This window comes from Rahnella sp. EDr1-12, from assembly GCF_049206505.1.
Classification (GTDB): Bacteria; Pseudomonadota; Gammaproteobacteria; order Enterobacterales; family Enterobacteriaceae; genus Rahnella; species Rahnella rivi.
Window position 1 is genome coordinate 1598204 of record NZ_JBLZNY010000001.1, and the last position, 25565, is coordinate 1623768.

24 protein-coding genes are annotated in these 25565 nt (G+C 52.0%); 11 read left to right on the forward strand and 13 right to left on the reverse strand.

Annotation, left to right across the window (positions count from 1 at the left end; all coding sequences use genetic code 11):
* Positions 1-58 precede the first annotated feature (58 nt).
* Positions 59-829, reverse strand: a complete 771-nt coding sequence (gene pdhR / locus ACO0U8_RS07430) for a pyruvate dehydrogenase complex transcriptional repressor PdhR (RefSeq protein ID WP_056777026.1) — start codon at positions 827-829, stop codon at positions 59-61.
* 428 nt (positions 830-1257) lie between these two features.
* Here pdhR and aroP point away from each other — a divergent pair, with 428 nt between their 5' ends.
* From aroP to ACO0U8_RS07445, 3 genes are all read left to right on the forward strand, one after another.
* Positions 1258-2628: an aromatic amino acid transporter AroP gene (aroP, locus tag ACO0U8_RS07435; protein WP_056777025.1), complete on the forward strand. Its 1371-nt coding sequence runs from the start codon at positions 1258-1260 to the stop codon at positions 2626-2628.
* A 265-nt stretch (positions 2629-2893) separates the two neighbouring features.
* Positions 2894-4330: an MFS transporter gene (locus ACO0U8_RS07440; RefSeq protein WP_056777021.1), complete on the forward strand. Its 1437-nt coding sequence runs from the start codon at positions 2894-2896 to the stop codon at positions 4328-4330.
* Positions 4323-5303: a family 43 glycosylhydrolase gene (locus ACO0U8_RS07445; RefSeq protein ID WP_136375835.1), complete on the forward strand. Its 981-nt coding sequence runs from the start codon at positions 4323-4325 to the stop codon at positions 5301-5303. Before ACO0U8_RS07440 ends, ACO0U8_RS07445 begins: the two co-directional genes overlap by 8 nt.
* An 86-nt stretch (positions 5304-5389) precedes the next feature.
* Here the strand turns inward: ACO0U8_RS07445 and ampE are convergent, their stop codons facing one another.
* Together ampE and ampD are read right to left on the reverse strand one after the other, a co-directional pair.
* The gene (gene ampE, locus ACO0U8_RS07450; RefSeq protein WP_217203557.1) at positions 5390-6244 is read right to left on the reverse strand and encodes a beta-lactamase regulator AmpE; all 855 of its coding nucleotides are present in this window, start codon (positions 6242-6244) and stop codon (positions 5390-5392) included.
* A gap of 61 nt (positions 6245-6305) precedes the next feature.
* Positions 6306-6878 (reverse strand): 1,6-anhydro-N-acetylmuramyl-L-alanine amidase AmpD, encoded by a 573-nt coding sequence (ampD, locus tag ACO0U8_RS07455; RefSeq protein WP_056777012.1) that lies wholly within the window; start codon positions 6876-6878, stop codon positions 6306-6308.
* A 94-nt stretch (positions 6879-6972) separates the two neighbouring features.
* On the opposite strand from ampD, the gene nadC reads away from it, so the two are divergent.
* The 4 genes from nadC to hofC all read left to right on the forward strand — a co-directional run bounded on the left by nadC (position 6973) and on the right by hofC (position 11309).
* On the forward strand, positions 6973-7866 hold the full coding sequence (nadC, locus tag ACO0U8_RS07460) for a carboxylating nicotinate-nucleotide diphosphorylase (protein ID WP_136375833.1): 894 nt from the start codon (positions 6973-6975) through the stop codon (positions 7864-7866).
* 295 nt (positions 7867-8161) lie between these two features.
* Entirely contained in the window at positions 8162-8608 is a 447-nt protein-coding gene (gene ppdD, locus ACO0U8_RS07465; RefSeq protein ID WP_122094589.1) for a prepilin peptidase-dependent pilin, read from the forward strand.
* Positions 8608-10092: a type II secretion system protein GspE gene (gene gspE, locus ACO0U8_RS07470; protein WP_421670689.1), complete on the forward strand. Its 1485-nt coding sequence runs from the start codon at positions 8608-8610 to the stop codon at positions 10090-10092. The genes ppdD and gspE overlap by 1 nt, the downstream gene beginning before the upstream one ends.
* The gene (gene hofC, locus ACO0U8_RS07475) at positions 10089-11309 is read left to right on the forward strand and encodes a protein transport protein HofC (RefSeq protein WP_217203559.1); all 1221 of its coding nucleotides are present in this window, start codon (positions 10089-10091) and stop codon (positions 11307-11309) included. The genes gspE and hofC overlap by 4 nt, the downstream gene beginning before the upstream one ends.
* A 79-nt stretch (positions 11310-11388) precedes the next feature.
* On the opposite strand, the gene ACO0U8_RS07480 is transcribed toward hofC, so the two are convergent.
* Positions 11389-12432 (reverse strand): GMP reductase, encoded by a 1044-nt coding sequence (locus ACO0U8_RS07480; RefSeq protein ID WP_056777001.1) that lies wholly within the window; start codon positions 12430-12432, stop codon positions 11389-11391.
* A 242-nt stretch (positions 12433-12674) separates the two neighbouring features.
* Here ACO0U8_RS07480 and coaE point away from each other — a divergent pair, with 242 nt between their 5' ends.
* Genes coaE through yacG form a run of 3 tightly spaced genes read left to right on the forward strand, consistent with a single transcriptional unit; the run spans position 12675 to position 14290 of the window.
* The gene (coaE, locus tag ACO0U8_RS07485) at positions 12675-13286 is read left to right on the forward strand and encodes a dephospho-CoA kinase (RefSeq protein ID WP_217203560.1); all 612 of its coding nucleotides are present in this window, start codon (positions 12675-12677) and stop codon (positions 13284-13286) included.
* 44 nt (positions 13287-13330) lie between these two features.
* Positions 13331-14083 carry a cell division protein ZapD gene (gene zapD, locus ACO0U8_RS07490; RefSeq protein ID WP_183848583.1) on the forward strand — a complete coding sequence of 251 codons (753 nt, stop codon included), beginning with the start codon at positions 13331-13333 and terminating at the stop codon, positions 14081-14083.
* 9 nt (positions 14084-14092) lie between these two features.
* Positions 14093-14290, forward strand: a complete 198-nt coding sequence (gene yacG, locus ACO0U8_RS07495) for a DNA gyrase inhibitor YacG (RefSeq protein WP_056776990.1) — start codon at positions 14093-14095, stop codon at positions 14288-14290.
* A gap of 71 nt (positions 14291-14361) precedes the next feature.
* Here the strand turns inward: yacG and mutT are convergent, their stop codons facing one another.
* From mutT to secM, 3 genes are all read right to left on the reverse strand, one after another.
* Positions 14362-14757, reverse strand: coding sequence for an 8-oxo-dGTP diphosphatase MutT (gene mutT / locus ACO0U8_RS07500; RefSeq protein WP_217203586.1), 396 nt, complete (start codon positions 14755-14757; stop codon positions 14362-14364).
* A 121-nt stretch (positions 14758-14878) separates the two neighbouring features.
* Positions 14879-17596, reverse strand: coding sequence for a preprotein translocase subunit SecA (secA, locus tag ACO0U8_RS07505; protein WP_056776988.1), 2718 nt, complete (start codon positions 17594-17596; stop codon positions 14879-14881).
* Between the two features lie 80 nt (positions 17597-17676).
* Complete coding sequence (gene secM, locus ACO0U8_RS07510) at positions 17677-18201, reverse strand: secA translation cis-regulator SecM (RefSeq protein WP_056776984.1); 525 nt, start codon at positions 18199-18201, stop codon at positions 17677-17679.
* A 26-nt stretch (positions 18202-18227) separates the two neighbouring features.
* Here secM and ACO0U8_RS07515 point away from each other — a divergent pair, with 26 nt between their 5' ends.
* Positions 18228-18752, forward strand: coding sequence for a DUF721 domain-containing protein (locus ACO0U8_RS07515; protein ID WP_056776980.1), 525 nt, complete (start codon positions 18228-18230; stop codon positions 18750-18752).
* Positions 18753-18772: 20 nt separating this feature from the next.
* On the opposite strand, the gene lpxC is transcribed toward ACO0U8_RS07515, so the two are convergent.
* The 6 genes from lpxC to murC form a co-directional block, all read right to left on the reverse strand.
* A complete protein-coding gene (gene lpxC, locus ACO0U8_RS07520; protein ID WP_056776976.1) occupies positions 18773-19690 on the reverse strand; it encodes a UDP-3-O-acyl-N-acetylglucosamine deacetylase in 918 nt (305 codons plus the stop codon).
* A gap of 105 nt (positions 19691-19795) precedes the next feature.
* Complete coding sequence (gene ftsZ, locus ACO0U8_RS07525; RefSeq protein ID WP_013577005.1) at positions 19796-20950, reverse strand: cell division protein FtsZ; 1155 nt, start codon at positions 20948-20950, stop codon at positions 19796-19798.
* A gap of 71 nt (positions 20951-21021) precedes the next feature.
* A complete protein-coding gene (ftsA, locus tag ACO0U8_RS07530; RefSeq protein ID WP_056776972.1) occupies positions 21022-22278 on the reverse strand; it encodes a cell division protein FtsA in 1257 nt (418 codons plus the stop codon).
* Positions 22275-23117 carry a cell division protein FtsQ gene (gene ftsQ / locus ACO0U8_RS07535; RefSeq protein ID WP_056776967.1) on the reverse strand — a complete coding sequence of 281 codons (843 nt, stop codon included), beginning with the start codon at positions 23115-23117 and terminating at the stop codon, positions 22275-22277. The genes ftsA and ftsQ overlap by 4 nt, the downstream gene beginning before the upstream one ends.
* 1 nt (position 23118) lies before the next feature.
* Positions 23119-24039, reverse strand: a complete 921-nt coding sequence (locus ACO0U8_RS07540) for a D-alanine--D-alanine ligase (protein ID WP_421670556.1) — start codon at positions 24037-24039, stop codon at positions 23119-23121.
* Positions 24032-25507 carry a UDP-N-acetylmuramate--L-alanine ligase gene (gene murC, locus ACO0U8_RS07545; protein ID WP_056777225.1) on the reverse strand — a complete coding sequence of 492 codons (1476 nt, stop codon included), beginning with the start codon at positions 25505-25507 and terminating at the stop codon, positions 24032-24034. The genes ACO0U8_RS07540 and murC overlap by 8 nt, the downstream gene beginning before the upstream one ends.
* Positions 25508-25565 lie beyond the last annotated feature (58 nt).

Here is a 25565-nt window from a genome sequence, read left to right on the forward strand (position 1 = left end):
CCCGTCATGTAGTTGCCGTGAGCCCTCAAGGGAAGGCTCTAAAAATTAATCCCGAAGGTTAACTTTCATCTTTTCGTTGCTGGAGCCGTCGTAATGACCGATCCCGCCGGGTGTGTTCCCTGCTGAGATCCAGCAAAACTTCTTCAATGAACGCCAGGTGACGGTGAGATGCGGCGCGTGCCATTTCTGGTTCACGTGCAACAATCGCCTCGAAAATACTGGCGCGGTGGTTGCTTACCGTTGCCAGCATTTCCCGGCGTGAGTACAGCAATTCAAAGTTCTGTCGAACGTTCTTCTCAAGCATCGGCCCCATACAGCGAACCAGATGCAGCAGAACAACATTATGCGCGGCCTCTGTTACAGCAACCTGATACTGCATAACCGCATCAGCTTCTGCGTCCAGATCCCCGCTGTCCTGGGCGGTCTGAATACCCACGTGACAATCGCGAATGCGCGCCAAATCATCCTCAGTGCCTCTGAGCGCCGCATAATAGGCAGCAATCCCTTCAAGGGCATGGCGTGTTTCAAGGAGATCGAATTGTGATTCAGGATGGTCAGCCAGTAACTCGGCCAGCGGATCGCTCACGCTTTGCCACAGGTTACTTTGCACGAAGGTGCCACCACCCTGACGGCGCAGGAGCAGTCCCTTCCCTTCAAGGCTTTGGATTGCCTCTCGCAGAGAAGGTCGTGAAACATCAAACTGTTTGGCCAGTTCACGTTCTGGCGGAAGCTTTTCCCCGGGTCTTAAAGTGCCTTCGAGGATCAGGAACTCAAGTTGCTGCTCGATCACATCGGATAACTTAGGCTGTCGAATTTTGCTGTAAGCCATATATGTGCGGTTCTCTGCGAGTAGCGACTCTGTAAGTTGCCGGAGTCAATTGGTAATACCAATTTAAAAAACGTGGCCGTAAAGTAACAAAGTATTCACCTTGTGTCCATATGGCTACCCAGTAAATGCGTCGACCTCGCACAATTTAACAACTTTTTATCATTTCTCTTTTTTTCTGCCTTTAAGATCACATTTTTACGATCCTGAGCAAATTTAGCGTTAATTTGGTTATTTGTTATGCAGATGATGCATAAATCAGGTGCAAACTTTTTCGCATAACACTATTCTTGCCCGAACGGTAGATGATGCTGCTTTTTAGGCACAATCCAGCCGTAAATAATTAAATACAAAAAGTGTAATTATCGCCTTACATTCTTTCTAACACGCAGAATGCTATGGGTTTTGCCCCAATGACAGAGGACAGGTAAATGGTTGATCAACAACATGGCGATGAGCTGAAGCGCGGCCTTAAAAACCGTCACATTCAGTTGATTGCGTTAGGTGGGGCAGTCGGAACGGGCCTGTTTCTGGGCAGCGCCTCCGTTATCCAGTCGGCGGGACCGGGGATCATTCTCGGCTACGCTATCGCGGGTTTTATCGCTTTTCTGATTATGCGTCAGCTGGGTGAAATGGTCGTGGCAGAGCCGGTCGCCGGTTCTTTCAGCCATTTTGCCTACAAATACTGGGGTGGTTTTGCCGGTTTCGCTTCAGGCTGGAACTACTGGGTTCTGTACGTGCTGGTGGCGATGGCAGAACTGACCGCCGTCGGTAAATATATTCAATTCTGGTGGCCGGAAATCCCGACATGGGCTTCTGCGGCTGTCTTCTTCGTGCTGATCAACGCCATCAACCTGACCAACGTGAAAGTGTTTGGTGAGATGGAGTTCTGGTTTGCCATCATCAAAGTGGTCGCAGTGGTCGCGATGATCCTGTTCGGTGGCTGGTTGCTGTTCAGCGATACCGCAGGGCCGCAGGCCACGGTGCGTAACCTCTGGGAACAAGGAGGATTCCTGCCGCATGGCATGACCGGGCTGGTGATGATGATGGCGATCATCATGTTCTCGTTTGGTGGTCTGGAGCTGGTCGGTATCACGGCCGCTGAAGCCGATAATCCTGAAGTCAGCATTCCAAAAGCCACCAACCAGGTTATCTACCGCATCCTGATTTTCTATGTGGGCTCACTGGCCGTTCTGCTTTCCCTGATGCCGTGGACCCGCGTCGGGCCCGACACCAGCCCGTTCGTCCTTATCTTCCATGATCTGGGCGATGCACTGGTGGCGAATGCCCTCAACGTGGTGATCCTCACCGCCGCGCTGTCGGTCTACAACAGCTGCGTATATTGCAACAGCCGTATGTTGTTCGGCCTGGCTCAGCAAGGTAATGCACCGAAAGCCCTGCTGAACGTCGATAAACGTGGCGTACCGGTCGCTTCTATCATGGTATCTGCGGCCACTACGGCACTTTGCGTACTGATTAACTACCTGATGCCGGGCGAAGCATTTGGTCTGCTGATGGCACTGGTGGTTTCTGCACTGGTTATCAACTGGGCCATGATCAGCCTTGCACACATTAAATTCCGTCAGGCAATGCGCCGTGAAGGGGTGGAAACCAAGTTCAAAGCGCTGCTTTATCCGCTGGGTAACTACATCTGCCTGCTGTTCATGGCCGGGATTCTGGTGATCATGGCGATCACGCCGGGCATGGCGATTTCCGTCTGGTTGATCCCTGTGTGGCTGGTGATCCTCGGCCTCGGTTACTGGTTCAAGAATCAGCAGAGCGGTAAGTCCGTTAAAGTCTGACCCTGAAAGGTTGTCTGACATGACGGAGGGGTTTAAACCGCGAATCGTTTAAACACCACCTGTTTCAAAAATCACGCGCGCCCCGGTCAGGTTTCACTGGCCGGGGCGCTTTGTTATCTGTGTCACACTTTACCCAGCATGACCAAATCGTCCATCTTCACGACTCTTACCTCCTGACTCCTCAGCCCCTCCCGCGCCAATACTCTTGGCTATCAAACAGTTTCTTAACAACTCACTTATTAACTACTAGCCGGAGACTACATCCATGAAGGAAGGCGCGCTGTCATTTAGAGAGAAAGTGGCGTACGGCATGGGGGACGCAGGGTGCAACATGATTGGCGGCGCCATCATGCTGTTTCTTAATTATTTTTATACGGACGTTTTCGGTCTGGCTCCGGCTTTGGTGGGCATATTGCTGCTTTCGGTACGTGTCATTGATGCCGTCACCGACCCGATCATGGGGGCTATCGCCGACCGTACCACAACCCGCTGGGGCCGGTTCCGTCCTTATCTGTTATGGATATGTGTGCCTTATGTCCTGTTCAGCGTGCTGATGTTTACCACGCCAGACTGGTCCTACAACAGCAAAGTAATCTATGCATTTGTCACCTACTTCCTGATGTCGCTGACCTATACGGCCATCAACATCCCTTACTGCTCGCTCGGCGGTGTGATCACGGCCGACCCTCATGAGCGCGTTGCCTGCCAGTCATACCGCTTCTTTATGGTAGGGATTGCCACGCTGATTTTGTCCTCAACATTATTGCCGATGGCCGACTGGTTCGGTGGCGCGGACAAAGCGAAAGGCTATCAGATGTCGATGGGTGTCATGGCGATCATCGCGCTGTTTATGTTCCTGTTCTGCTTCAGCTTTGTGAAAGAACGTATCCAGCCGGCGGTGCCGTCCAAACATGCGCTGAAATCTGACCTGAAAGACATCTGGAAAAACGACCAGTGGGTGCGCATTCTGCTGCTCACCTTCTGCAACGTGTGTCCGGGCTTTATCCGTATGGCAGCGACCATGTATTACGTCACCTGGGTGATGGAGAAATCCACCTCGTTCGCCAGTATGTTTATCAGCCTCGGCGTGGTTGGCATGATGATTGGCAGCGCGCTGGCGAAACCGCTGACGGATAAATACTGCAAACTGAAAGTATTCTTTTGGGCAAACATCATTCTGACCATTTTCTCCTGCGGCTTCTATTTCCTCGATCCGCACGCGACAACGCTGATTCTGGTGGCCTACTTCATCCTGAACATCATGCACCAGCTCCCTTCCCCGCTGCACTGGTCACTGATGGCGGACGTGGATGACTACGGTGAATGGAAAACCGGCAAACGTATCACCGGCATCAGCTTCTCCGGTAACCTGTTCTTCCTGAAATGCGGCCTGGCTGTGGCCGGGGCAATGGTCGGCTTCCTGCTCTCTGGTTATGGATACGATGCAGGGGCTGCCCGTCAAAGCGATCACGCAATCAACGGTATCGTGCTGCTGTTCACGGTGATCCCAGGCATTGGCTATCTGATCACTGCAGGCGTAGTGCGTTTACTGAAAGTTGACCGCGAGATGATGCGCACCATTCAGTCTGATCTTGAAATACGCCGCCGTAATTATCGCGAGCTGAATGAATATCACGACACGAAAAATGCACCGGACGCAGGTTCTGTTCCGCTGCACAGCAAGGAGCTTAAACATGAGTAATTATCCAAATCCTCTTATCGAGCAACGTGCCGACCCGCATATCTGGCTGCACAACGATGGCAATTATTACTTCATCGCCTCAGTGCCGGAATATGACCGGCTGGAAATCCGTCGTTCTGAAACGCTGGCCGGCCTTGCTGATGCGCCTGCAAAAATCATCTGGCATAAACCGGATACCGGCCCGATGAGCGCACTTATCTGGGCGCCGGAGCTGCACTTCATCGACGGGAAATGGGTGATTTATTATGCCGCAGCGCCTTCGCAGGAGATTGTGGACGGATTATTCCAGCACCGTATGTATGCGCTGGTTTGCGAAGATGCTGACCCGCTCAGCGGAGTCTGGCAGGAGAAAGGCCGGATCCAGACCCCTCTCGACAGCTTCTCGCTTGACGCCACGCATTTTGAGCACCAGGGGAAAAATTATTACCTGTGGGCGCAGAAAGATCCGGCTATTCAGGGCAACTCCAACCTGTATCTGGCCGAAATGGAAAACCCGTGGACACTGAAATCGCCCCCCGTCATGCTCAGCAAACCTGAGCTGGACTGGGAAATCATCGGTTTTTGGGTAAACGAAGGCCCGGCAGTGATTAAGCATGGTGATAAGATTTTCATCACCTATTCCGCCAGCGCCACTGATGAAAATTACTGCATCGGTTTACTGACGGCGGATATCAACAGCAATCTGCTGGACGCTAAAGCGTGGCGTAAATCTGACCGTCCGGTATTCACCACTCACGCGGGCAACAGACAGTTCGGGCCCGGCCACAACAGCTTCACCCGCAACGAGCAAGGTGAGGATGTGCTGGTTTATCACGCGCGCAATTACACTGAGATTGAAGGTGACCCGTTGTACGATCCAAACCGCCATACCCGTATCAAAACCTTCCGCTGGGATGAGAACGGACTGCCGGACTTCGGTGAACCCGCCGCAGATAACCGCCCGCTGACGCTGCAACAACCATTTAAGTCCTGAATAACATGCAAAAAGCCCGGCCATGTGAATGTGCCGGGCTTTTTTATGCAGATTTTATATAGCGCAGACAGGCGGTACTTTTGCCGTTAAATCAACGCACCATAAATCGTTAACAGCGCAACCACGACCAGAATAATCATAGTGACCTTTCGCGCCAGCCCGACGGCTGCACGCGGCGTCTGAACCGGATCCGTATGGGGATCGCGTGCCAGAGAGAACTGCGCCAGGCGGGTCAGAACGTGATATTGCGAAGAATGAATATCTCCCAGCGAGGCGAACCACGCCGGCAACGCTTTTTCACCGTGCCCGAGCAGGGCATACGCCGCGCCCGCCAGCCGCACCGGGATCCAGTCCAGAATATGCAACAGGCTATCGACACCGGACTGAGCACGTTTAAGCGGCATCATGTGGCGCGCCAGCCAGGTCTGATAGCCACGTAATACGGCATACCCACCCAGTGCAACAGGCCCGTAAGGCCCGCAGACCACGAACCAAAATAGCGGCCCCAGATAATAACGGAAGTTAATCCACAGCAGCGCATTTTGCAGCTCCCGCAAACGAGCCTCTTCACTGCAGTCCGCAGGCAGCCCGTGAATCAACGCCAGCTCTTCCGCCATTTCTTTCGTGGCATCAATATTGCCCTGACGGGCTGATTTGAGATAGGCGCGATAGTGTTTGCGTTTAACGCCAGCACCAATGCACAACAGACAGATAATCACCCATAACACCAGTGAAGGAACACCGAAGAACAGGCCCTGCACTGCACGCAAAATCGCCCAAATGACCGCCATCCAGACCACGGTTATCGCCAGCGTTTTCGCCAGAGACGTCTGCCGTCCACGGTTGAAAATCACCTCAAACCGATGATCCAACTGCCAGTGTTCACCCAGTTTGAACAACCGTTCCCAAGCCAGCACCAGCAATAAAGTAAATAACGTCATCGATTCTCACTCTCTCTCAACACATCACTCGCAGAAAACAGAATCCCGAACCCGCGTTCATTCACGAGTCAGCAGAGACATTTTGCCCTGCGATGGGTGTTAACAGCTTGCGATAAAATGCCCAGTCAAACTCAGGACCAGGATCCGTTTTACGCCCTGGCGCGATGTCACTGTGTCCGGTAATGGCATCCAGACTAATCGGATAGTGCTTAATTAACAACTCGGTAACGCTTGCGAGGCTGCGATATTGCGCCTCGGTGAAAGGCTCGAAATCAGTGCCCTCCATCTCAATACCGATAGAAAAATCATTACATCGCTCCCGCCCCTGCCAGCTTGAAACGCCCGCATGCCAGGCACGTTTATCAAAAGGCACATATTGGACGATTTCGCCGTCACGCCGGATCAGGCAATGCGCGGCAACGCGCAACTGGTGGATCCCTTCGAAATAAGGATCATCCTGCGGATTCAGCGTGCCGGTAAACAGCTGGTCAATATAAGGGCCACCAAATTTTCCGGGCGGCAAACTGATGTTATGGATCACTAACAGCGAGGGGATTTCGTCTTCAGGACGGAGATCAGAATGGGGAGAAACTACCTGCCGGGCCCCGGCAATCCAGCCATGTTCTAAGTGCATCAATGACCTCAATGATGTGCTTGGGTGGTACTTATCACAGCAACAGGGTAGCATGTTTTTTTGTCCTTCTTATCCGCCATTTCGGAGTATTTGTATGTCTACCCGCAGCTACAGCCCTGAAAGTCGCCGCGCACAGTTACTCGAACGTATTCAGAATGATATCCCCTTACTTGTGACTCAGGCTTTAGGTGAAGACCTTGGCGGCGAAGCCAATGCCAACAATGACTTAACTGCGCAATTGTTGCCGCAAGACAAGAGTGCAAGCGCGACAATTATCACCCGTGAAGCCGGTGTTTTTTGTGGCCAGCGCTGGCTGGATGAAGTGTTCACCCAGCTGGCAGGCGATAAAATTACCGTCAAATGGCATGTCAAAGACGGCGATACCCTGTCTGAAAACCAGACATTATGCGAGCTATCCGGATCTGCCCGCATGCTGCTGACCGGCGAACGTACTGCGCTCAATTTTGTCCAGACGCTCTCTGGCGTAGCCACCGAAGTCAGCCACTATGTGAAACTGCTTGCAGGCACTAAAACCCAACTGCTGGATACGCGTAAAACCTTGCCCGGCCTGCGTACTGCGCTGAAATATGCCGTACTGTGCGGCGGCGGTAGCAATCACCGTCTGGGCCTCGCCGACGCGTTTCTGATCAAAGAAAACCATATTATTGCCTGTGGCTCGATCAAAGCCGCCGTCGAACGTGCGCTGTGGATCCACGCGGATGTGCCGGTTGAAGTAGAGGTCGAGTCACTCGACGAACTTCAGCAGGCGCTGGATGCCGGTGCTGACATCATCATGCTGGATAACTTCACCGTGCCGATGATGCGCGAAGGCGTCACCCTGACTGCTGGCCGCGCATTGCTGGAAGTGTCTGGCAACGTCACCGAAAAAACACTGCGCGAATTCGCTGAAACAGGCGTGGATTACATTTCTGTTGGCGCACTGACCAAACATGTCCGCGCGATGGATCTTTCGATGCGTTTCAACTGATTAACCGATGCGCTATTGCCCCGGATATCCTTTCCGGGGCAATACGACTTCTTCGGACTATTTCGTACTTGCTGCATTACCCTCTCATTCTCCCCTGCACGCTGCCAACCCTCTTTTTGAACGCCGCATCATTATTGCGAGACGCCGCGCAAAAGTTTTGACAGCCTTTTTCCCTTGCATAGTTATCCTGGAAGGCATCGCGGAGAAGCCATAAATGACGCTGGAATCAGAATTTCTCTCCGTTTAGTTTGCTGCCTGAGCAACATCCATGCAGTTACACAAAACGGAGAAAGCCATGCACCGGCAACAAGGATTTACCCTTATAGAACTGATGGTGGTCATCGCAATTATTGCGATCCTGAGCGCCATCGGCATTCCCGCCTACCAAAGTTACATCCAGAAAGCAGCCCTGACTGACATGCTGCAAACCATGGTGCCCTATAAAACCGGCGTCGAGCTGTGCGTGATAGATGCAGGTGCGCTGACGAGCTGCAACGCAGGCACGCAGGGGATCCCTGCGACGGCCACCAGCCGTTACGTCAGCCAGATACAGGTGAACGCGGGGGTGATTTCACTGACAGGCCAGCAGGCGCTTAAAGGCCTGAGCGTTGTGATGACTCCCGCCCCGGATATCCAGGCAGGCGGTATTGTCTGGAGCAGAAGCTGCACCAATGCCGAGAGTTCGTCGATGGTGGAAGCATGCGAAAGCGTATTCCGCTTTGATACCACAGGAGCGCCATGATGACCGATATGCCACTGCGTCCCGTTTCCCCGCCTGACAGTGATCGCCTGCAAAGCGAGGCGTCGCTTGATGCACTTTGTCAGCGTTATAAAGCGGTGATACTGCACCGCGACGATCAAACCTTGCGCGTCGCCTGCCATGAGGCGGAACCCGATGCCGAGACGTTAGGCAATGTTTTGCGTTTTGCCAGCGGACTGAAAGTTCAGCTGGAGCGCTGGCCGCAGGCAAGGCTGGAACAAATGATGGAAAAAGACGGCGCGGAATCACCACAAGAAGCAGGGAATGGGGATTCTAAAAGGCCAGAAGCCAACGAACTGAATGACCAGAGTGACGCGCCGGTGATTAATGTTCTTAATCAGATCCTGAGACAAGCGATTACCCGCCGGGCATCGGATGTTCATTTCGAACCTTATGAAAACTGCTTCCGTGTCCGTGTACGCATTGACGGCGTGTTGCAGGAGATCCCCGGCCCTGAATTTTCGATGGCGGCCAGCGTCTGTGCAAGGCTCAAAATCATGGGACAACTGAACGTCGCTGAACGTCGTTTACCACAGGACGGACAGCTGTCGGTGGTGCTGCAAAATCAGCGCTACTCGATGCGCGTTTCCTCTTTGCCGACGCTGCATGGCGAGAAAATCGTGCTGCGTATTCTGCACATGACCCAGCAAGATCTGGCGATGTCGCAGCTGGGACTCACCCTGAGAGATCTGGGATATTTCAAGGCGGCACTGAAACATCCGCAGGGGCTGATTCTGGTCACCGGCCCGACCGGCAGTGGCAAGACCGTGACGCTCTACAGCGGCTTGCGTGAACTGAATGCCATCTCACGCAATATTTGCAGCGTGGAAGATCCGATCGAAATTCCCGTCAGCGGTATTAATCAAACGCAGATTAACAGCAAAACAGATCTCAGCTTTGCCAGTGTTTTACGGGCGTTACTGCGTCAGGATCCTGATGTCATCATGGTCGGTGAGATCCGTGATAAAGAAACGGCTGAGATCGCGGTAAAAGCAGCGCAAACCGGTCACCTGGTGCTTTCAACGCTGCACACCAATTCTACCTCCGAAACCCTGACCCGCCTGCGTCAGATGGGCATCGAAGGCTTTCACATTGCCGCCAGTTTGCGGCTGGTGATTGCCCAACGGCTGGTGCGAAAACTCTGTCCGCATTGCCGTAAGGCGCACATGTCATTTGTCGGGAATGGCGAAAACGGACAAGGAAGACAAGTACCGCTCTGGCAGGCAGCCGGATGTCATCAGTGTTTTTCAGGCTATTACGGACGGACAGGTATTTATGAAACGCTGAACATCACGCCCCGTTTACAACAGGCGCTGGTTGCAGAAGCCACCGTGAACGAACTTATCAAAATCGCCCGCGAGCAGGGGCAGATCACCTTACAGGAAGCCGGGATGCTGCTGGTGGAACAAGGTATTACCTCGCTTGAGGAACTCTATCGCGTCACCGGCGAGGGAACCGGTGCATGAGTGATTTGTCAGTGCTTCATCAAACGTGGAAGCTCTATCACTGGCAGGCTATCGATAGCCAGGGAAGTATCCAGGATGGCGACAGCATTGAGGTCAGTAAAGAGGGCATTTACCAGCAGCTTTTCGCTGCTGGTTTGCAGCCGCTAAAGATTCACATGAAGCAGAGCCTGCACCGGCGTTTCTGGAAGAATCAGGAGCGGGTATCGATAATCAGGCAGCTCGCTACATTGTTGCAGGCGGGGCTGCCGCTGGTTAACAGCCTTACGCTGCTGGCCGGTGAACATCCGAAACCAGCATGGCAGTGCGTCCTGCACAATATCGCCAAAGGGGTACGCGAAGGTAAACCTTTATCGGAAATGCTCAATGCGTATCCGGACGTCTTCCCGGATATCTACCGGCAGATAATCTCCATTGGTGAGCTCACAGGACAACTGGATCAGTGTTGTTTACAACTGGCAGCCCAGCAGGAGCAGCAAGCGGAACTGAAGGCGAAGGTGAAAAAAGCATTGCGCTATCCGCTGATTGTCAGCGTTATCGCCACCCTGGTGACGCTGCTGATGCTGACGATGGTTCTGCCAGAGTTTGCCAAAATCTACGCATCCTTCGATGCGCAGTTACCCTGGTTTACCCGCATGCTGGTAGCCACCTCTGAGGTTTTGATTGGAACTGGCCCGTGGCTGGCAGGTATTTTATCCCTTTGCTGTTTTGCTTATCTGCGCAAATTGCATCCGCAAAAAAGGTGGAAACTGAGGGAACAAAAGCTGCTGCTCACGCTGCCGTTAACATCACGGCTGGTCACCGACAGCTGCCTGAGCCAGATATTTCAGACTCTGGCGATGACGCAGCAGGCGGGTATGACATTGATTGCAGGGCTGGCAGCCGCATCGGCCTCAATGTCTAACCTGCATTTTCAGACCGCACTCGGTCAGATCCGTGAGCAGATTATGCAGGGTGTGCCCTTACACAAAGCTTTTGTACAGTCGCCGCTGTTTCCATCGCTGTGCCAGCAACTAATCAAAATAGGTGAGGAGTCAGGATCGCTGGATGAGTTACTGCTAAAACTGGCGCATCTGCATAATGAAAAAGCAAATTCGCTGGCAGACACCTTGTCACAAACGATTGAACCGGTACTTATGGCAGTAATGGGCGTGATTGTTGGCGGATTAGTGATAGCGATGTATCTGCCGATATTCCAGCTGGGCTCGGTGATGGGCTGAGGATGGCAATGTTGAATCTGTGCATAAACAGAAAACGGCGAAAATTATTTCGCCGTTATTTAGCCTGAATGACGATGGGTTATTTGCCGCCGAACAACCGGTTTTCCTGCTCCGCAACGCGGATAAAGGTAGTGCGTTTCGTCAGCTCTTTCAGGCGGTCGGCGCCCACATAGGTGCAGGCTGAACGCAAGCCGCCGAGAATATCGCGGACAGTGTTTTCTACCGGACCACGAAGGGGTAATTTCACCGTTTTGCCTTCTGCGGCGCGATATTCCGCGACGCCGCCCACGTGGCGTTTCATCGCTGATTCAGAACTCATGCCGTAAAACAGCATGAATTTTTCGCCATTTTCTTCAACCACTGAACCTTCACATTCTTCGTGCGCAGCCAGCATACCGCCGAGCATAACGAAATCGGCACCGCCGCCGAAGGCTTTGGCTACGTCACCCGGAACAGCACAGCCACCATCGCTGACGATCTGTCCGCCTAAACCATGGGCTGCATCAGCACATTCAATCACGGCAGAAAGTTGCGGATAACCTACACCGGTTTTGACGCGGGTGGTACAAACGGAACCCGGACCGATGCCAACTTTAACGATGTCTGCGCCAGAGAGGATCAATTCTTCCACCATTTCACCGGTGACAACATTACCTGCACAGATCACTTTATCCGGGCAAGCTTCACGCACACGCCGCAGGAAATCCACAAAGTGTTCTGAATAGCCGTTAGCAACATCAAGACACACAAACTTCAGCAGAGGCGACATCGCGAGAATTTGCAGGGTTTTGACGAAATCAGCTTCTGACGTTCCGGTTGAAACCATCACATTGCGCAGTACTGATTCATCAGCAGAGGAGATGAAAGCTTGCCATTGCTCTACGGTGTAATGCTTATGGACTGCGGTCAGCATCCCGAATGATGCCAGCACAGTCGCCATACGGAATGTACCAACGGTATCCATATTGGCGGCAATAATTGGCGTGCCAGACCAGCTGATAGCAGAGTGTTTAAATGTGAAGGTGCGCTCCAGCTCTACTTCGGAACGGCTTTTGAGGGTGGAACGTTTCGGGCGGATAAGTACGTCTTTAAAACCTAACTTCAAATCTTCTTCAATGCGCATGACGGGTTTGTCCTGGTTTGGCGACGGGTCGCTAGGGTGGCAGCAGAAAATTAGACACCCTTTCCAGTGGTTTTATCATACACAGGAAAATGACAACGGCAAGATGGCTTTTACAGCGCACATCACAGACTTTTGATTGTGTAGCTGATTAATTTTTCCAGTCCAAAACCAATACGAGAGCGGCTTGCACTTACTCATAATCTCTTTATCATTTACCCAACTAATTCTATCAGAGCATCAGCATGGCCTATATCGTTGCATTGACCGGAGGCATAGGAAGCGGAAAAAGTACCGTAGCCGAAAGCTTTGCCCGCCGCGGGGTGAGCATTGTCGATGCTGATATCATTGCACGTCAGGTTGTGGCTCCCGGTGAACCGGCGCTGGATGAACTGAGCAAACACTTTGGTAAAGATATTATTCTTGATGATGGTTCGTTAAATCGAGCCGCTTTGAGAGAATGCATTTTCAGTCATCCGGCTGAAAAAGCCTGGGTGAATCAACTGCTCCATCCCGTTATTCATGCGCGTACTCAGCAGTTTATAAGGCAGGCTGAAACGGCTTACGTGCTGTGGGTGGTGCCGTTACTGGTTGAAAATGGGTTACAGGCGCAGGCAAATCGCGTTTTAGTTGTAGACGTTGATCCACAAACCCAGCTTGTGCGCACAATGCAGCGCGATGGCATCAGCCGTCAGCAGGCTGAAAGTATTATTGCTGCGCAGGTGAGCCGTGAAAAACGACTGGCCTGCGCGGATGACATTATTGATAACAGCGGCGATCCTGAAACGATTGAATCGCGTGTTGCCCAATTACATAGCCGCTATTTAACATTTGCGGCATCAGTATCCCCTGAATAATTCATCAGAATATCAAGGGGAAAACAGACAGGATATTGCCAAGCATGAGTGAAGCAGCAGCCACCGTTCTTTTTGAACATCCTCTAAATGAAAAAATGCGTACCTGGCTACGCATTGAGTTTTTGTTACAGCAACTGCATGCCAATGCGCAAGTTACTGATATTTCTTCTGCGTTGCTGTTTTTCCGCACTGCATCCGATCTGCTGGATGTTTTAGAGCGCGGGGAAGTACGTACGGATTTGCTGAAAGAGCTGGAAAGACAGCAACAGAAACTCTCCCAGTGGCAGGATGTCCCTGGCGTAGATATATCTCGCATTGAAGGAATTCGGGCAGAGCTAAAGCAGTGCGCAGGCATCCTGATGAAAGCCCCCAGAATTGGTCAGGCATTGAAAGAAGACCGGATGATCGCGCTGGTTCGTCAACGCCTGAGTATTCCTGGCGGTTGCTGCAGCTTTGATTTACCGACGCTGCATATCTGGCTGCATTTGGCGCAATCTCAGAGGGATGGCGAAGTTCAAAACTGGCTGGAAACTCTGGCTCCGTTAAATAACTCGCTCACAATGGTGCTGGATTTAATCCGTCAGTCAGGCGTATTTCGCAATCAAATCAGCCTTAACGGCTTTTTCCAGGACAATGCGGAAGGCGCAGATCTGTTACGATTACGTCTGTCGATGGAAAATCTGCTTTACCCGCAAGTGTCCGGGCACAAAACCCGTTATGCCATTCGCTTTTTACCCCTCGACAGCGAACATGGTGTGGTTCCCGCGCGACTGAATTTTGATCTTGCCTGCTGCTAGGAGTTGCAAATGGATCCCGAAATTATTGAAGTAAATTGCCCGACCTGTGGCAAAACAGTGGTCTGGGGCGAACAAAGCCCTTACCGCCCATTTTGTTGTAAACGCTGCCAGTTGATCGATCTCGGCGAATGGGCCGATGAAGAGAAACGTATTCCCAGCAAAGGGGATATCAACGATCTGGATGAGTGGAGCGAAGAAGAGATTTAACGCAGCAAACAAGCGTAGAAAGGAATGACACAGAAAGGGGCTTCAGCCCCTTTTTTGCGAGAGGTATAACATTATAACTGGTTATTTTTCAGTGCCTTGACTATCTCTTCGTTCGCTGGTGGAAATTCAGTTTCATCCAACTCAGACTGTGCAACCCAGCGCTTAGGCTGCCCTTCTTTGCCGTAAGGTTCGCCCTGCCAGCTTTGTACCAAAAAGAAATGCAAAGTGATAATGCGATCGGAGAAGCGATGCTCTAACGTTTTCAGCAACACTGGAGATGTTGCATTTATCCCCACTTCTTCCTGTAACTCACGAATGACGGCCTGTTCCGGCGACTCACCCGCTTCTATCTTACCGCCGGGAAACTCCCAACATCCGGCCATGTGTGATGAGGCATCACGCTGGGTGATAAAAATTTCTTTCTGCTCATTGCGGATGATGCCGACTGAGATATTCAGTTGCTTAATCGTCACAGTTCTCACCTTTCTCCTGACCAAGAATCCTGTACTGAAACCGTACTTTTTAAGACAAAAATAAAGGCGGTGATTAGCCGCCTTTAAGATTAACACGATGACTTAGCCTGAGATCTTACTTTTGCAGGCTGCCATGGCATTGTTTGTATTTCTTGCCGGAACCGCATGGGCAGAGATCGTTACGACCTACTTTGCGTTCGCCAGAAGAAGCAAGACGCGCGGCTTCGGCCACTTCGATTTCCTGCTGATCCTGATGGCTCAGCTGTTGCTGACGCGCCAGACGTTCAGCTTCTTCACGACGCTGAATCTCCATCGCTTCTACTTCTTCAGGCATACGTACCTGTACTTTGCTGAGTACGCTGACCACTTCGTATTTCAGCGATTCCAGCATAGAAGCAAACATGGCGAAGGATTCACGTTTGTACTCCTGCTTCGGATCTTTCTGCGCATAGCCACGTAAGTGAATACCCTGACGCAGGTAATCCATTGCGGCCAGATGCTCTTTCCACAGGGAGTCAAGGGTTTGCAGCATCACGCCTTTTTCGAAGTTGCGCATCATTTCAGCGCCAACGACTTCTTCTTTACGGGCGTAAGATTCTTTCGCGATTTCCATGATACGGTCGCGCAGTGTTTCTTCATGCAGTTCTGGCTCTTTATCCAGCCACTCCGAAATCGGCATTTCCAGCTCGAAATCGGTTTTCAGACGCTGTTCCAGACCTTCAACATCCCACATTTCTTCCAGAGACTGTGGCGGAATGTAGCTGTCGATAGTGCTTTTGAACACGTCTTCACGAATGCTGGCGATGGTTTCGCTCACGTCGGACACGTCCAGCAGTTCGTTACGCTGGCTGTAGATCGCACGACGCTGGTCGCTTGCCACATCATCATATTCCAGCAATTGCTTACGAATATCGAAGTTGCGGCTTTCTACTTTACGCTGCGCATTAGCAATCGCTTTGGTCACCCAAGGATGCTCAATGGCTTCGCCTGGTTTCATCCCCAGTTTACGCATCATGCCAGTTACACGGTCAGACGCGAAGATACGCATCAGAGCATCTTCCATGGACAGATAGAAGCGTGATGAACCCGCATCACCCTGACGACCCGCACGGCCACGCAGCTGGTTATCGATACGGCGTGATTCATGACGCTCGGTACCAATGATGTGTAAACCACCGGAAGCCAGCACGGCATCGTGACGAATCTGCCATGCTGCTTTAATTTCTGCGATTTTCTCGTCTGTCGCTTCTTCGCCGAGATTCTCAACTTCAACCTGCCAGCTGCCGCCCAATACGATATCCGTACCACGACCGGCCATGTTGGTGGCGATCGTTACCGCACTTGGCTGGCCCGCCTGGGAAACAATGTCCGCTTCTTTAGCGTGGAATTTCGCGTTCAGTACGCTGTGTGCGATACCGGCTTTGGTCAGCTCATTTGAGACAACTTCTGATTTCTCAATTGAGATAGTCCCCACCAATACCGGCTGGCCATTCGCGGTGCAATTGCGAATGTCTTCAATGATTGCGCCAATTTTTTCCATTTCTGTCATGTAGACCAGATCGGCCATGTCTTTACGCACCATCGGGCGGTTAGTTGGCACAACAATGGTATCGAGTTTATAAATGGAACTGAATTCGAATGCTTCGGTGTCCGCAGTACCGGTCATACCGGCCAGTTTTTCGTACAGACGGAAGTAGTTCTGGAAGGTAATGGAAGCCAGCGTCTGGTTTTCGTTTTGGATATCAACGCCTTCTTTCGCTTCAACCGCCTGATGCAGACCATCTGACCAACGACGGCCCTGCATGGTACGGCCAGTGTGTTCGTCGACGATGATAACTTCACCGTCTTTCACAATGTAATCCACATCGCGGGTAAACAGCACGTGTGCACGCAGCGCGGCGGTCACGTGGTGCATCAGCATGATGTTAGTCGGGGAATAGAGGGATTCGCCCTCTTCCATGATACCCGCTTCCATCAGCAGTTCTTCGATCAGAATCAGACCGCGCTCAGTCAGGTGAACCTGACGCGCTTTTTCATCCACTGAGAAGTGGCCTTCGCCCTGGAAGGAATCGGAGTCTTCTTTTTCCTGACGGATCAGTTTTGGAATCAGCTTATCAACGCGGGTGTACATTTCTGAGCTGTCTTCGGCCGGGCCGGAGATGATCAGCGGAGTACGCGCTTCATCGATCAAGATGGAGTCAACCTCATCCACCAGCGCATAGTGCAGCTTACGCTGAACACGTTCTTCAGGGCTGAACGCCATGTTGTCACGCAGGTAGTCAAAACCGTATTCGTTGTTGGTACCGTAGGTGATATCTGCAGCATAAGCCGCACGCTTAGCCGGAGAAGGCATGCCCGGTAAGTTAATACCGATGCTCAGACCCAGGAATTCAAACAGTGGACGGTTATTTTCGGCGTCACGCTGTGCCAGGTAATCGTTGACGGTAACAACGTGAACGCCCTTACCGCTCAATGCGTTCAGATAAGCAGGCAGCGTTGCGGTCAGTGTTTTACCTTCACCGGTGCGCATTTCTGCGATGCAGCGTTCGTTCAGTACCATACCGCCGAGCAACTGCACGTCGAAGTGTCGCATGCCAAAGACACGTTTACTGGATTCACGTACGACAGCAAAAGCTTCAGGGATCAGATTTTCAAGCACTTCACCTTTCGCCAGACGCTCGCGGAACTCGTTGGTTTTCGCTTGCAGTTGCTCATCGGTCAACTTTTGAATTTCAGGTTCCATGCGGTTGATAAGGTCAACCACTTTGCGCATACGGCGCAGGGTACGATCATTACGGCTACCAAAAACTTTGGTCAATAATTTGATTAACATAGTGCTTAATATCTCTTGGAGGCCACCTGAGGTAGCCACTAATTTATTGATTTATAAATAGAGTTTACAATTACAGTCTGTTAAATCAGAGAGGCCGGGCCGGCACGAATGCCTTGCACCTGTGCTAACCACAGGCCGGTTTGATGCGATGAAGCATGAGAGAGGAAAGGCTGTTGCGTATGACGAATGATAACCGGAGGTTTGGATTCATGTGTCAGTAAGGCATTCAGGGTGACCAGTAAAGCGAGTTGCTGAACATGCAGCGGCTCTGCGTCTTTAGCAACGACTTCCGGTGCAGCGGTATAAACAACCTGCGGTGCCAGAGCAAAAGAAAGATGACGAATAACGGTACGTAGTGCATGCTGCTGCCAGTAATCGACACCGAAAGACGGGCGGCGATGCGCCTGGAGTAATGCCAGATTACTCAGCCCTGTACTACCGATATTGAGACGGTTTAGACTTGAAGACGTATTAGGAACGGCAACCAGTTCAGTTTGTGAGAGATTCGTCGACACGCCAAGGCTAGCCGCGACCATCCCCAGGAGGAGATGCGGCCAAAAATACCTTCTGCCAAATTGTCGCCAACGATTTAGAATACCAATCACACGTTTACAATCCGCCGGAGCCCATCATGCGCGATAGTCGCCCACAATTATTAGATATCCTGTTCGATGACGCCTCTTCAACGGAACAAAGCCCGCTGCGAATTGTTCAACAGCGCGCTGCGGCTTTATTAAAACTAAACCGCGCAGTGAAGGGGCTTTTACCGTCACCCATGCAACCATGGTGTCGTGTCGGTAATTATCGACAGGGAGTTTTAGTGCTGGAAATTGCTAATGCCAGCTGGATGATGCGATTACGCTATGAACAACCCGCATTACTCTCTGCACTTCGAGCGCAAATTCTACCATCATTGTCATCAATCGACATCAGGATTAATCCCTCGTTGATGGCTAAAATGGAAAATGCTTCGCAAATTGCTCAGAAAAATAAAACGATCGCAGCAGAGTCTATGCCGGTACGGCATTTGAGTTCGCAGAGTGCTAATGAATTGAGAGGACTGGCGAGCCGAAGCCCGGAAAAACTGAGGAAGGCATTAGAACGACTGGCTGACCTGGCCGGAGAGAGTGCCAGAACAACCAGTCGTAATAAGTAAAACAGTAATATCTGTACCGATTATGCCAATACGGTAGAAGGGGCTTTAAAAGCCAATGGCACTTCAGCTTCATCCTGGAATGTAACGAGTTCCCAGGCTTCCTGCTGCGCCAATACCGCTTGCAGTAACTTGTTGTTCAGAGCGTGACCAGATTTGAATGCGGTAAACGCACCAATAATGTTATGGCCGCACATGAACAGGTCGCCGATAGCATCAAGCATTTTGTGACGAACGAATTCATCTTCAAAACGCAGGCCATCTTCGTTAAGTACGCGGTAATCATCTACAACAATCGCACAATCAAAGCTGCCACCCAGGCACAAACCACGTGACTGCAGGTACTCGATATCACGCATAAAACCAAATGTGCGCGCACGGCTGATTTGGCGAACAAATGCTTCTGCAGAGAAGTTCATTTTGTAGCGCTGTGAGCTGGAATCAATCGCCGGGTGATTGAAGTCGATAGTGAAATCCAGAGAGAAACCATTAAATGGTTTGAACTCTGCCCACTTGTCACCGTCTTCAACACGCACAGTCTGCTTGATGCGCAGGAATTTCTTCGCGCAGTTCAGCTCTTCAATCCCTGCATCCATCAACAGATAGACGAAAGGAGCAGCACTACCGTCCATAATTGGCACTTCAGGCGCGTCGACTTCGATAACGATGTTATCGATGCCTAAACCTGCGAGGGCCGCATTAAGGTGCTCTACCGTAGAAATACGTACGTCATGCTCATTGACCAGGCAAGTACAGAGCATGGTATCACGCACGGATTTGGCATCTGCCGGGAAATCGACCGGTGGATTCAAGTCAGTGCGACGATAGATGACCCCGGTATTGGCCGGTGCAGGACGCAGAGTCAGGGTGACTTTCTTGCCGGTATGTAAACCGACGCCCGTCGCCTGAACGATACGTTTTAATGTACGTTGTTTGATCATCGTTTTTATCTCGCAATGTTATCCATCTATCCTGCCAACCTTTGCATAGTACATTAAGGTTGGCGGGACAGTTTAGCACAAAGAGCGGAGATCCTACAATTCAGACTAGTCTGCCTGCTTACGCAGGAAGGCTGGGATGTCCAGATAGTCGGGCTCTTTATTAGATTGCGCGCTTTGATCGTTGACCACTTTGGCAGCTGGCTTCGTTTCCTGCGGCAACGGAGACATCCCGTGCTGCTGGTAGCGATGATCCATAACAGGCTGGCTGGCTGGCTTGTTGGTCACCAGGGTGATCTCAGGACGTTTGTCCATGCCGATACCCGTTGCCACTACTGTTACGCGCAGTTCGTCATTCATTTCCGGGTCAAGAGAAGTCCCGATAACCACGGTGGCGTTGTCAGAGGCGAAAGCACGGATGGTGTTACCCACTGTTTCGAATTCATCCAAACGCAAATCGAAGCCCGCAGTAATGTTGACCAGAACGCCGCGCGCGCCTGACAGGTCGATATCTTCCAGCAACGGGCTGGAGATCGCCATTTCAGCCGCTTCTTCAGCACGGTCTTCACCACATGCCACACCGGAGCCCATCATGGCATAACCCATTTCGGACATAACGGTGCGCACATCGGCGAAGTCGACGTTCATCAGACCCGGACGGGTGATCAACTCAGCAATACCCTGCACCGCGCCTTTCAGCACGTCGTTGGCCGCACCGAAGGCGTCCAACAGAGAAATACCGCGACCCAGAACTTTCAACAGCTTGTCGTTCGGGATGGTGATCAAGGAGTCCACGTGTTTGGACAGTTCAGCGATACCCTGCTCCGCGAATGCCATGCGTTTTTTGCCTTCAAAGTTGAATGGCTTAGTCACGACAGCAACGGTCAGAATACCTAAATCTTTTGCTACTTCAGCAACCACTGGCGCTGCACCGGTACCGGTACCGCCGCCCATGCCCGCTGCGATAAAGACCATGTCAGCGCCTTCGAGCGCAGCACGCAGGGCTTCACGATCTTCTTCAGCAGAATTGCGACCCACTTCCGGGTTCGCACCAGCACCCAGACCTTTGGTAATACCGCTACCGATCTGAATCGTCTGGCCTACTGCCGTTTTGCGCAACGCCTGAGCGTCGGTGTTAACGGCAAAGAATTCAACACCTTCGATGCGCTCACGCACCATGTGTTCGACAGCGTTACCGCCGCCACCGCCGACGCCGATGACTTTAATCACCGCATCGTTGGTCAGTTCCATAGGTTCAAACATAGTTTCTCTCCGTTTTGTGCCTGTCGCGTCGGGATCGAAATACTTAAAAGCATGATCCCGTTGTTAAAACATTAAAACTCTTTTCTCAGCCAGCTATTGATTCGTTTGAACCAGTTGCCCACTGAGGCGCGTTTTTCCACTTCTGCCTCACCGCTGAGGTGAGACTCCTTCCCGTAGTGCAGCAGCCCTACAGCAGTTGAGTAGTAAGGTTCCTGCGCATAATCTGTCAGCCCGGTGATGTTCAGAGGTTGCCCGATACGCACCTGGGTATGGAATACCCGCTGCGCACAAGCTGCCAGACCATCAATTTGTGCTGCGCCGCCTGTCAAAACTATACCTGCGGCCAGATGATGTTTTACGCCCTGCTGACGTAACTGCTCCTGCAATTGCAAAATTTCGTCGTTCACAAGATTCAGCAATTCTGTATAACGAGGCTCGATAACTTCAGCCAGTGTCTGACGTTGCAGACTGCGTGGCGGACGTCCGCCTACGCTCGGCACTTCGACATTTTCGTCTTTGCCGACAATCGCTCCTAATGCACAACCGTGGCGAACTTTGATCGCTTCGGCATCGGTAGGTGGTGTGCCGAACGCGTAAGCGATATCACTGGTGACCACATTCCCGGCATAAGGGATTACCTTAGTATGACGCAGTGCGCCACCGGTATAAACAGCGATATCCATGGTTCCGCCACCAATATCGACGACACAGACACCTAATTCGCGTTCATCTTCGGTCAGAACGGCATAACTGGAGGCCAGACCGGCAAAAATGAGCTGATCAACTTTCAGGCCGCACCGTTCAACCGCCTTGACAATGTTCTTCGCCATATCGTTATGGCAGGTGATCAGGTGGACTTTAGCCTGCATACGCACGCCAGATAATCCGACCGGATTTTTAATGCCTTCCTGATAATCGATGGCATATTCCTGAGGAATGACGTGCAATACCCGATGCTCATCACGTACGCGTACCGACTTAGCGGTATGCACAACGTTCTCTACATCTTCCTGCGTCACTTCCTCTTCTGAAATAGGAACCATCCCTATTTCATTCTGACAACTGATATGTTTACCAGACAAAGCAAGGTAAACAGAGGAAATCTGGCAATCAGCCATCAATTCGGCCTGATCGATGGCACGCTGCACGCATTTCACCACCGATTCCAGATCGTTAACGCCACCTTTATCCATGCCCCGGGATGGGCAACTGCCCACACCGATAATGTTGACCATGCCATCGGGCAGAACTTCTCCCACCAATGCGGCGACTTTTGCAGTACCGATTTCCAGCCCAACTACCAGTTTTCTGTCCGTCGACTTGATCATTGTTGTTTAGCCTGTGCCTGATTCTGTTGCTGATTACTGTTTTGCTGGTCAATAAACTCTGGCGCCCAACCCACTGATGCACCGCTGTCATAACGTAAATCGACATAAGTGATGCGCTTTTTGTCGGCGTCAGCCTGTTGCTGGAAACGCGGATAAAGTTGGATAAAACGCTGTAAGCGCCCCATCCGGTCATCTCTCCCCAATTCCAGCCGGATATCATTATCCAGGGTTAACTGCCACGAGTGGCGTGCACTCATTGCCACGGCTTTCAACGTGAACTTGCCGGCGGCCAGCGCCTGACTCATCGTTTGATAGCCTTGCAAAACATCCTGTTCACTGCCTTCCGGACCGTAGAGCAACGGCATTTTTTGATTGACGACACGTTCAGCAGGTATGCTGAATGACTTGCCGTCAGCATCAACCATGTGCAAATCATTCCAGTGTGCGACCGGCACATATTCCACCAGGTGAATCTTCAGTTCATTCGGCCATTGCTTACGGACGCTGACCTGTTTAATCCACGGCAATCGCTCAATCTGCTGTTGGATGACATTCACATCCTGCGTCATAAACGTGCCCGGCGCCCCTAAGGACAAGATCGCCTGGCGAATATCGTCGTTAGTGGTGTAATGACGCTCGCCAGTCACCACCAGCTGAGACAGCGGCAGTCGGTTTGCGTCCTGCATCCAGACCACAACTGCCCACGCGCTCCACAAAATAGTGCCTGCAACCAGCAGCAGGAATACGATCCCTGCCAGTTGACCGCCGTTACTGCGACGGCCGCCATTATTGCTCTCGGCCGTCTCTCGCTCTCGGGTATTCAGGGCGGCTTGAGACATATCAGTCAGCCAGTTCCAGAATACGGAAAACTAATTGCGGGAAGCTCAGCCCGAATTGTTTCGCGGCCATCGGCACCAGGCTATGACTGGTCATGCCCGGTGAGGTATTCACTTCCAGCAGATTAAAACTGCCATCGCTGTCTTGCATCACATCAACACGCCCCCAGCCACTGCAATCGAGCGCCTGATAAGCCTGCAATGCCAGTGCAGACAATTGCTCTTCCTGTTCCTGGCTTAAACCGCTTGGACAAAAATACTGTGTTTCATCAGACAGATACTTCGCCTGATAGTCATAAAAGGTTCCGGCAGGCTGAATACGGATCGAAGGCATAATTTGCTCGCCCACGATAGCCACGGTGTATTCAGGACCACTCAGCCATTTTTCGATCAATACGTTATCGTCATGGCGGAAGCCTTCCTGCAAGGCAGGTAACAACTCATTTTCAGTCGTCACTTTGCTCATACCCACGCTGGAGCCTTCACGGCTGGGTTTGACGATCACCGGCAGGCCTAATTCAGCGATTTTTGCCGCTAACGCGCCCTGCCCTGCCGCTTCAATTTGTGAGCGATGCAGTGCCACGAACGGAGCAACCGGTAAACCGAGTGCCTGCCACACCAGTTTGGTGCGGAACTTATCCATGGTCAGTGCGGATGCCATCACGCCGCTGCCGGTATAAGGCAAATCAATTTGCTCCAGCAGCCCCTGCAATGTGCCGTCTTCACCCCCGCGACCGTGTAGCGCGATAAAGACTTTGCTGAAACCTTCTTCTTTGAGCAGTGCAACATTAAAGGTTTTGGTGTCGATGCCGTGGGCATCCACACCGGATTCACGTAAGCCAGCCAGCACCGCAGCGCCGGACTGCAATGACACATCGCGTTCTGCGGAAGTACCACCAAATAAAACTGCTACTTTCTCAGACATGATGTTCTTCACCTTTTTTCACTGGCTGCAATTTTTGGTCAGCCAATTTGCGGGCCACTCTGCCAATGGTGCCAGCGCCCTGAACCAGAACTAAATCGTCCCCTTCGAGGATCTGCGCCAGGCTTTCAGGCACAGCGTCAATATCAGACACCAGAATGGGATCCAGCTTGCCACGCGCGCGAATGGTACGGCACAGCGAGCGGCTGTCAGCACCCGGGATCGGCGCTTCGCCAGCCGGGTAAACATCAAGCATGATCAGCACATCAACCTGAGACAGCACATTGGCAAAATCATCGTACAAATCACGGGTACGCGTATACCGGTGCGGCTGGAAAATCATGACCAGGCGTTTATTCGCCCAGCCCGCGCGTGCGGCTTTGACCGTCGCGTCCACTTCTGTCGGATGGTGACCGTAGTCATCAACCAGCATGGCGCTGCCGGATTTGCCGTTCACATTTTCCAGCGCGAATTCGCCGAGGAAATCGAAACGACGCCCGGTGCCCTGAAAACCTTCCAGCGCGCGCAGTATGGCGTCGTCGCTGATGCCTTCATCGGTTGCTACCGCAACAGCGGCGGCAGCGTTAAGGGCGTTGTGCCGGCCCGGCGCATTCAGCGTCACCGTAATCTGCGGCAAATCATGACGGCGCAACGTAAAGTGCCCCTGCGCGCCTTCCTGACGATAACTTTCGATCATCACATCTGCATCTTCGCTGAAGCCGTAGGTAGTGATATGACGGCCAACACGGGGGATCAACTCACGGATCACCGGATCATCGATACACATCACCGCACGGCCATAGAACGGCAGGTTGTGCAGGAAATTCACAAAAGTCTGTTTCAGGTTTTCAAAATCACCCTGATACGTGTCCATGTGGTCTGCTTCGATATTGGTAACAATCGCCACCATCGGTTGCAGATGCAGGAACGACGCATCGCTTTCGTCGGCTTCTGCAATCAGGAAGCGGCTTGAGCCTAAACGCGCATGCGTGCCTGCCGCTTTCACTAAACCACCGTTTACAAAGGTCGGATCCAGTCCGGCCTCGGCATAAATACTGGTCACCATCGCTGTCGTCGTGGTTTTACCGTGCGTACCTGCCACGGCGATACCGTGACGAAACCGCATCAGCTCGGCGAGCATTTCTGCACGACGGATCACCGGGATCCGCGCTTCGCGGGCGGCGACAATCTCCGGGTTATCGGATGAGATCGCCGTAGAAACCACCACTACGCTGGCATCGAGCACATTCTCCGGGCGGTGATTGAAATAAATCGTCGCACCCAGCGCGGTCAGTTGCTGCGTCACCGCATTCGGTGCCAGGTCTGAACCGCTGATCTGATAGCCTTCATTGGCCAACACTTCGGCGATACCACCCATGCCGGCACCACCGATGCCAACAAAGTGAATGTGCCGGACACGATGCATCTCGGGCACGAAGGTACGCAGTTTCGCCAATTGTTGTGTATTCACGTTTTTATTCACTATTTCAGGTTACTGATTAATCCGTTTCTTACGGCTGGGACCACGC

Excerpts from the sequence above, each read along its gene's own strand:
- yacG (WP_056776990.1), top strand. The coding sequence starts at position 14,093 with ATGGATCCCGAAATTATTGAAGTAAATTGCCCGACCTGTGGCAAAACA.
- ACO0U8_RS07480 (WP_056777001.1), bottom strand. The coding sequence starts at position 12,432 with ATGCGCATTGAAGAAGATTTGAAGTTAGGTTTTAAAGACGTACTTATC.
- gspE (WP_421670689.1), top strand. The coding sequence starts at position 8,608 with ATGACCGATATGCCACTGCGTCCCGTTTCCCCGCCTGACAGTGATCGC.
- ACO0U8_RS07540 (WP_421670556.1), bottom strand. The coding sequence starts at position 24,039 with ATGTCTGAGAAAGTAGCAGTTTTATTTGGTGGTACTTCCGCAGAACGC.
- hofC (WP_217203559.1), top strand. The coding sequence starts at position 10,089 with ATGAGTGATTTGTCAGTGCTTCATCAAACGTGGAAGCTCTATCACTGG.
- ftsZ (WP_013577005.1), bottom strand. The coding sequence starts at position 20,950 with ATGTTTGAACCTATGGAACTGACCAACGATGCGGTGATTAAAGTCATC.
- secA (WP_056776988.1), bottom strand. The coding sequence starts at position 17,596 with ATGTTAATCAAATTATTGACCAAAGTTTTTGGTAGCCGTAATGATCGT.
- ampD (WP_056777012.1), bottom strand. The coding sequence starts at position 6,878 with ATGCACTTAGAACATGGCTGGATTGCCGGGGCCCGGCAGGTAGTTTCT.
- aroP (WP_056777025.1), top strand. The coding sequence starts at position 1,258 with ATGGTTGATCAACAACATGGCGATGAGCTGAAGCGCGGCCTTAAAAAC.
- ACO0U8_RS07445 (WP_136375835.1), top strand. The coding sequence starts at position 4,323 with ATGAGTAATTATCCAAATCCTCTTATCGAGCAACGTGCCGACCCGCAT.
- ampE (WP_217203557.1), bottom strand. The coding sequence starts at position 6,244 with ATGACGTTATTTACTTTATTGCTGGTGCTGGCTTGGGAACGGTTGTTC.
- ftsA (WP_056776972.1), bottom strand. The coding sequence starts at position 22,278 with ATGATCAAGTCGACGGACAGAAAACTGGTAGTTGGGCTGGAAATCGGT.
- ppdD (WP_122094589.1), top strand. The coding sequence starts at position 8,162 with ATGCACCGGCAACAAGGATTTACCCTTATAGAACTGATGGTGGTCATC.
- nadC (WP_136375833.1), top strand. The coding sequence starts at position 6,973 with ATGTCTACCCGCAGCTACAGCCCTGAAAGTCGCCGCGCACAGTTACTC.
- ftsQ (WP_056776967.1), bottom strand. The coding sequence starts at position 23,117 with ATGTCTCAAGCCGCCCTGAATACCCGAGAGCGAGAGACGGCCGAGAGC.
- coaE (WP_217203560.1), top strand. The coding sequence starts at position 12,675 with ATGGCCTATATCGTTGCATTGACCGGAGGCATAGGAAGCGGAAAAAGT.
- zapD (WP_183848583.1), top strand. The coding sequence starts at position 13,331 with ATGAGTGAAGCAGCAGCCACCGTTCTTTTTGAACATCCTCTAAATGAA.
- ACO0U8_RS07440 (WP_056777021.1), top strand. The coding sequence starts at position 2,894 with ATGAAGGAAGGCGCGCTGTCATTTAGAGAGAAAGTGGCGTACGGCATG.
- lpxC (WP_056776976.1), bottom strand. The coding sequence starts at position 19,690 with ATGATCAAACAACGTACATTAAAACGTATCGTTCAGGCGACGGGCGTC.
- ACO0U8_RS07515 (WP_056776980.1), top strand. The coding sequence starts at position 18,228 with ATGCGCGATAGTCGCCCACAATTATTAGATATCCTGTTCGATGACGCC.
- pdhR (WP_056777026.1), bottom strand. The coding sequence starts at position 829 with ATGGCTTACAGCAAAATTCGACAGCCTAAGTTATCCGATGTGATCGAG.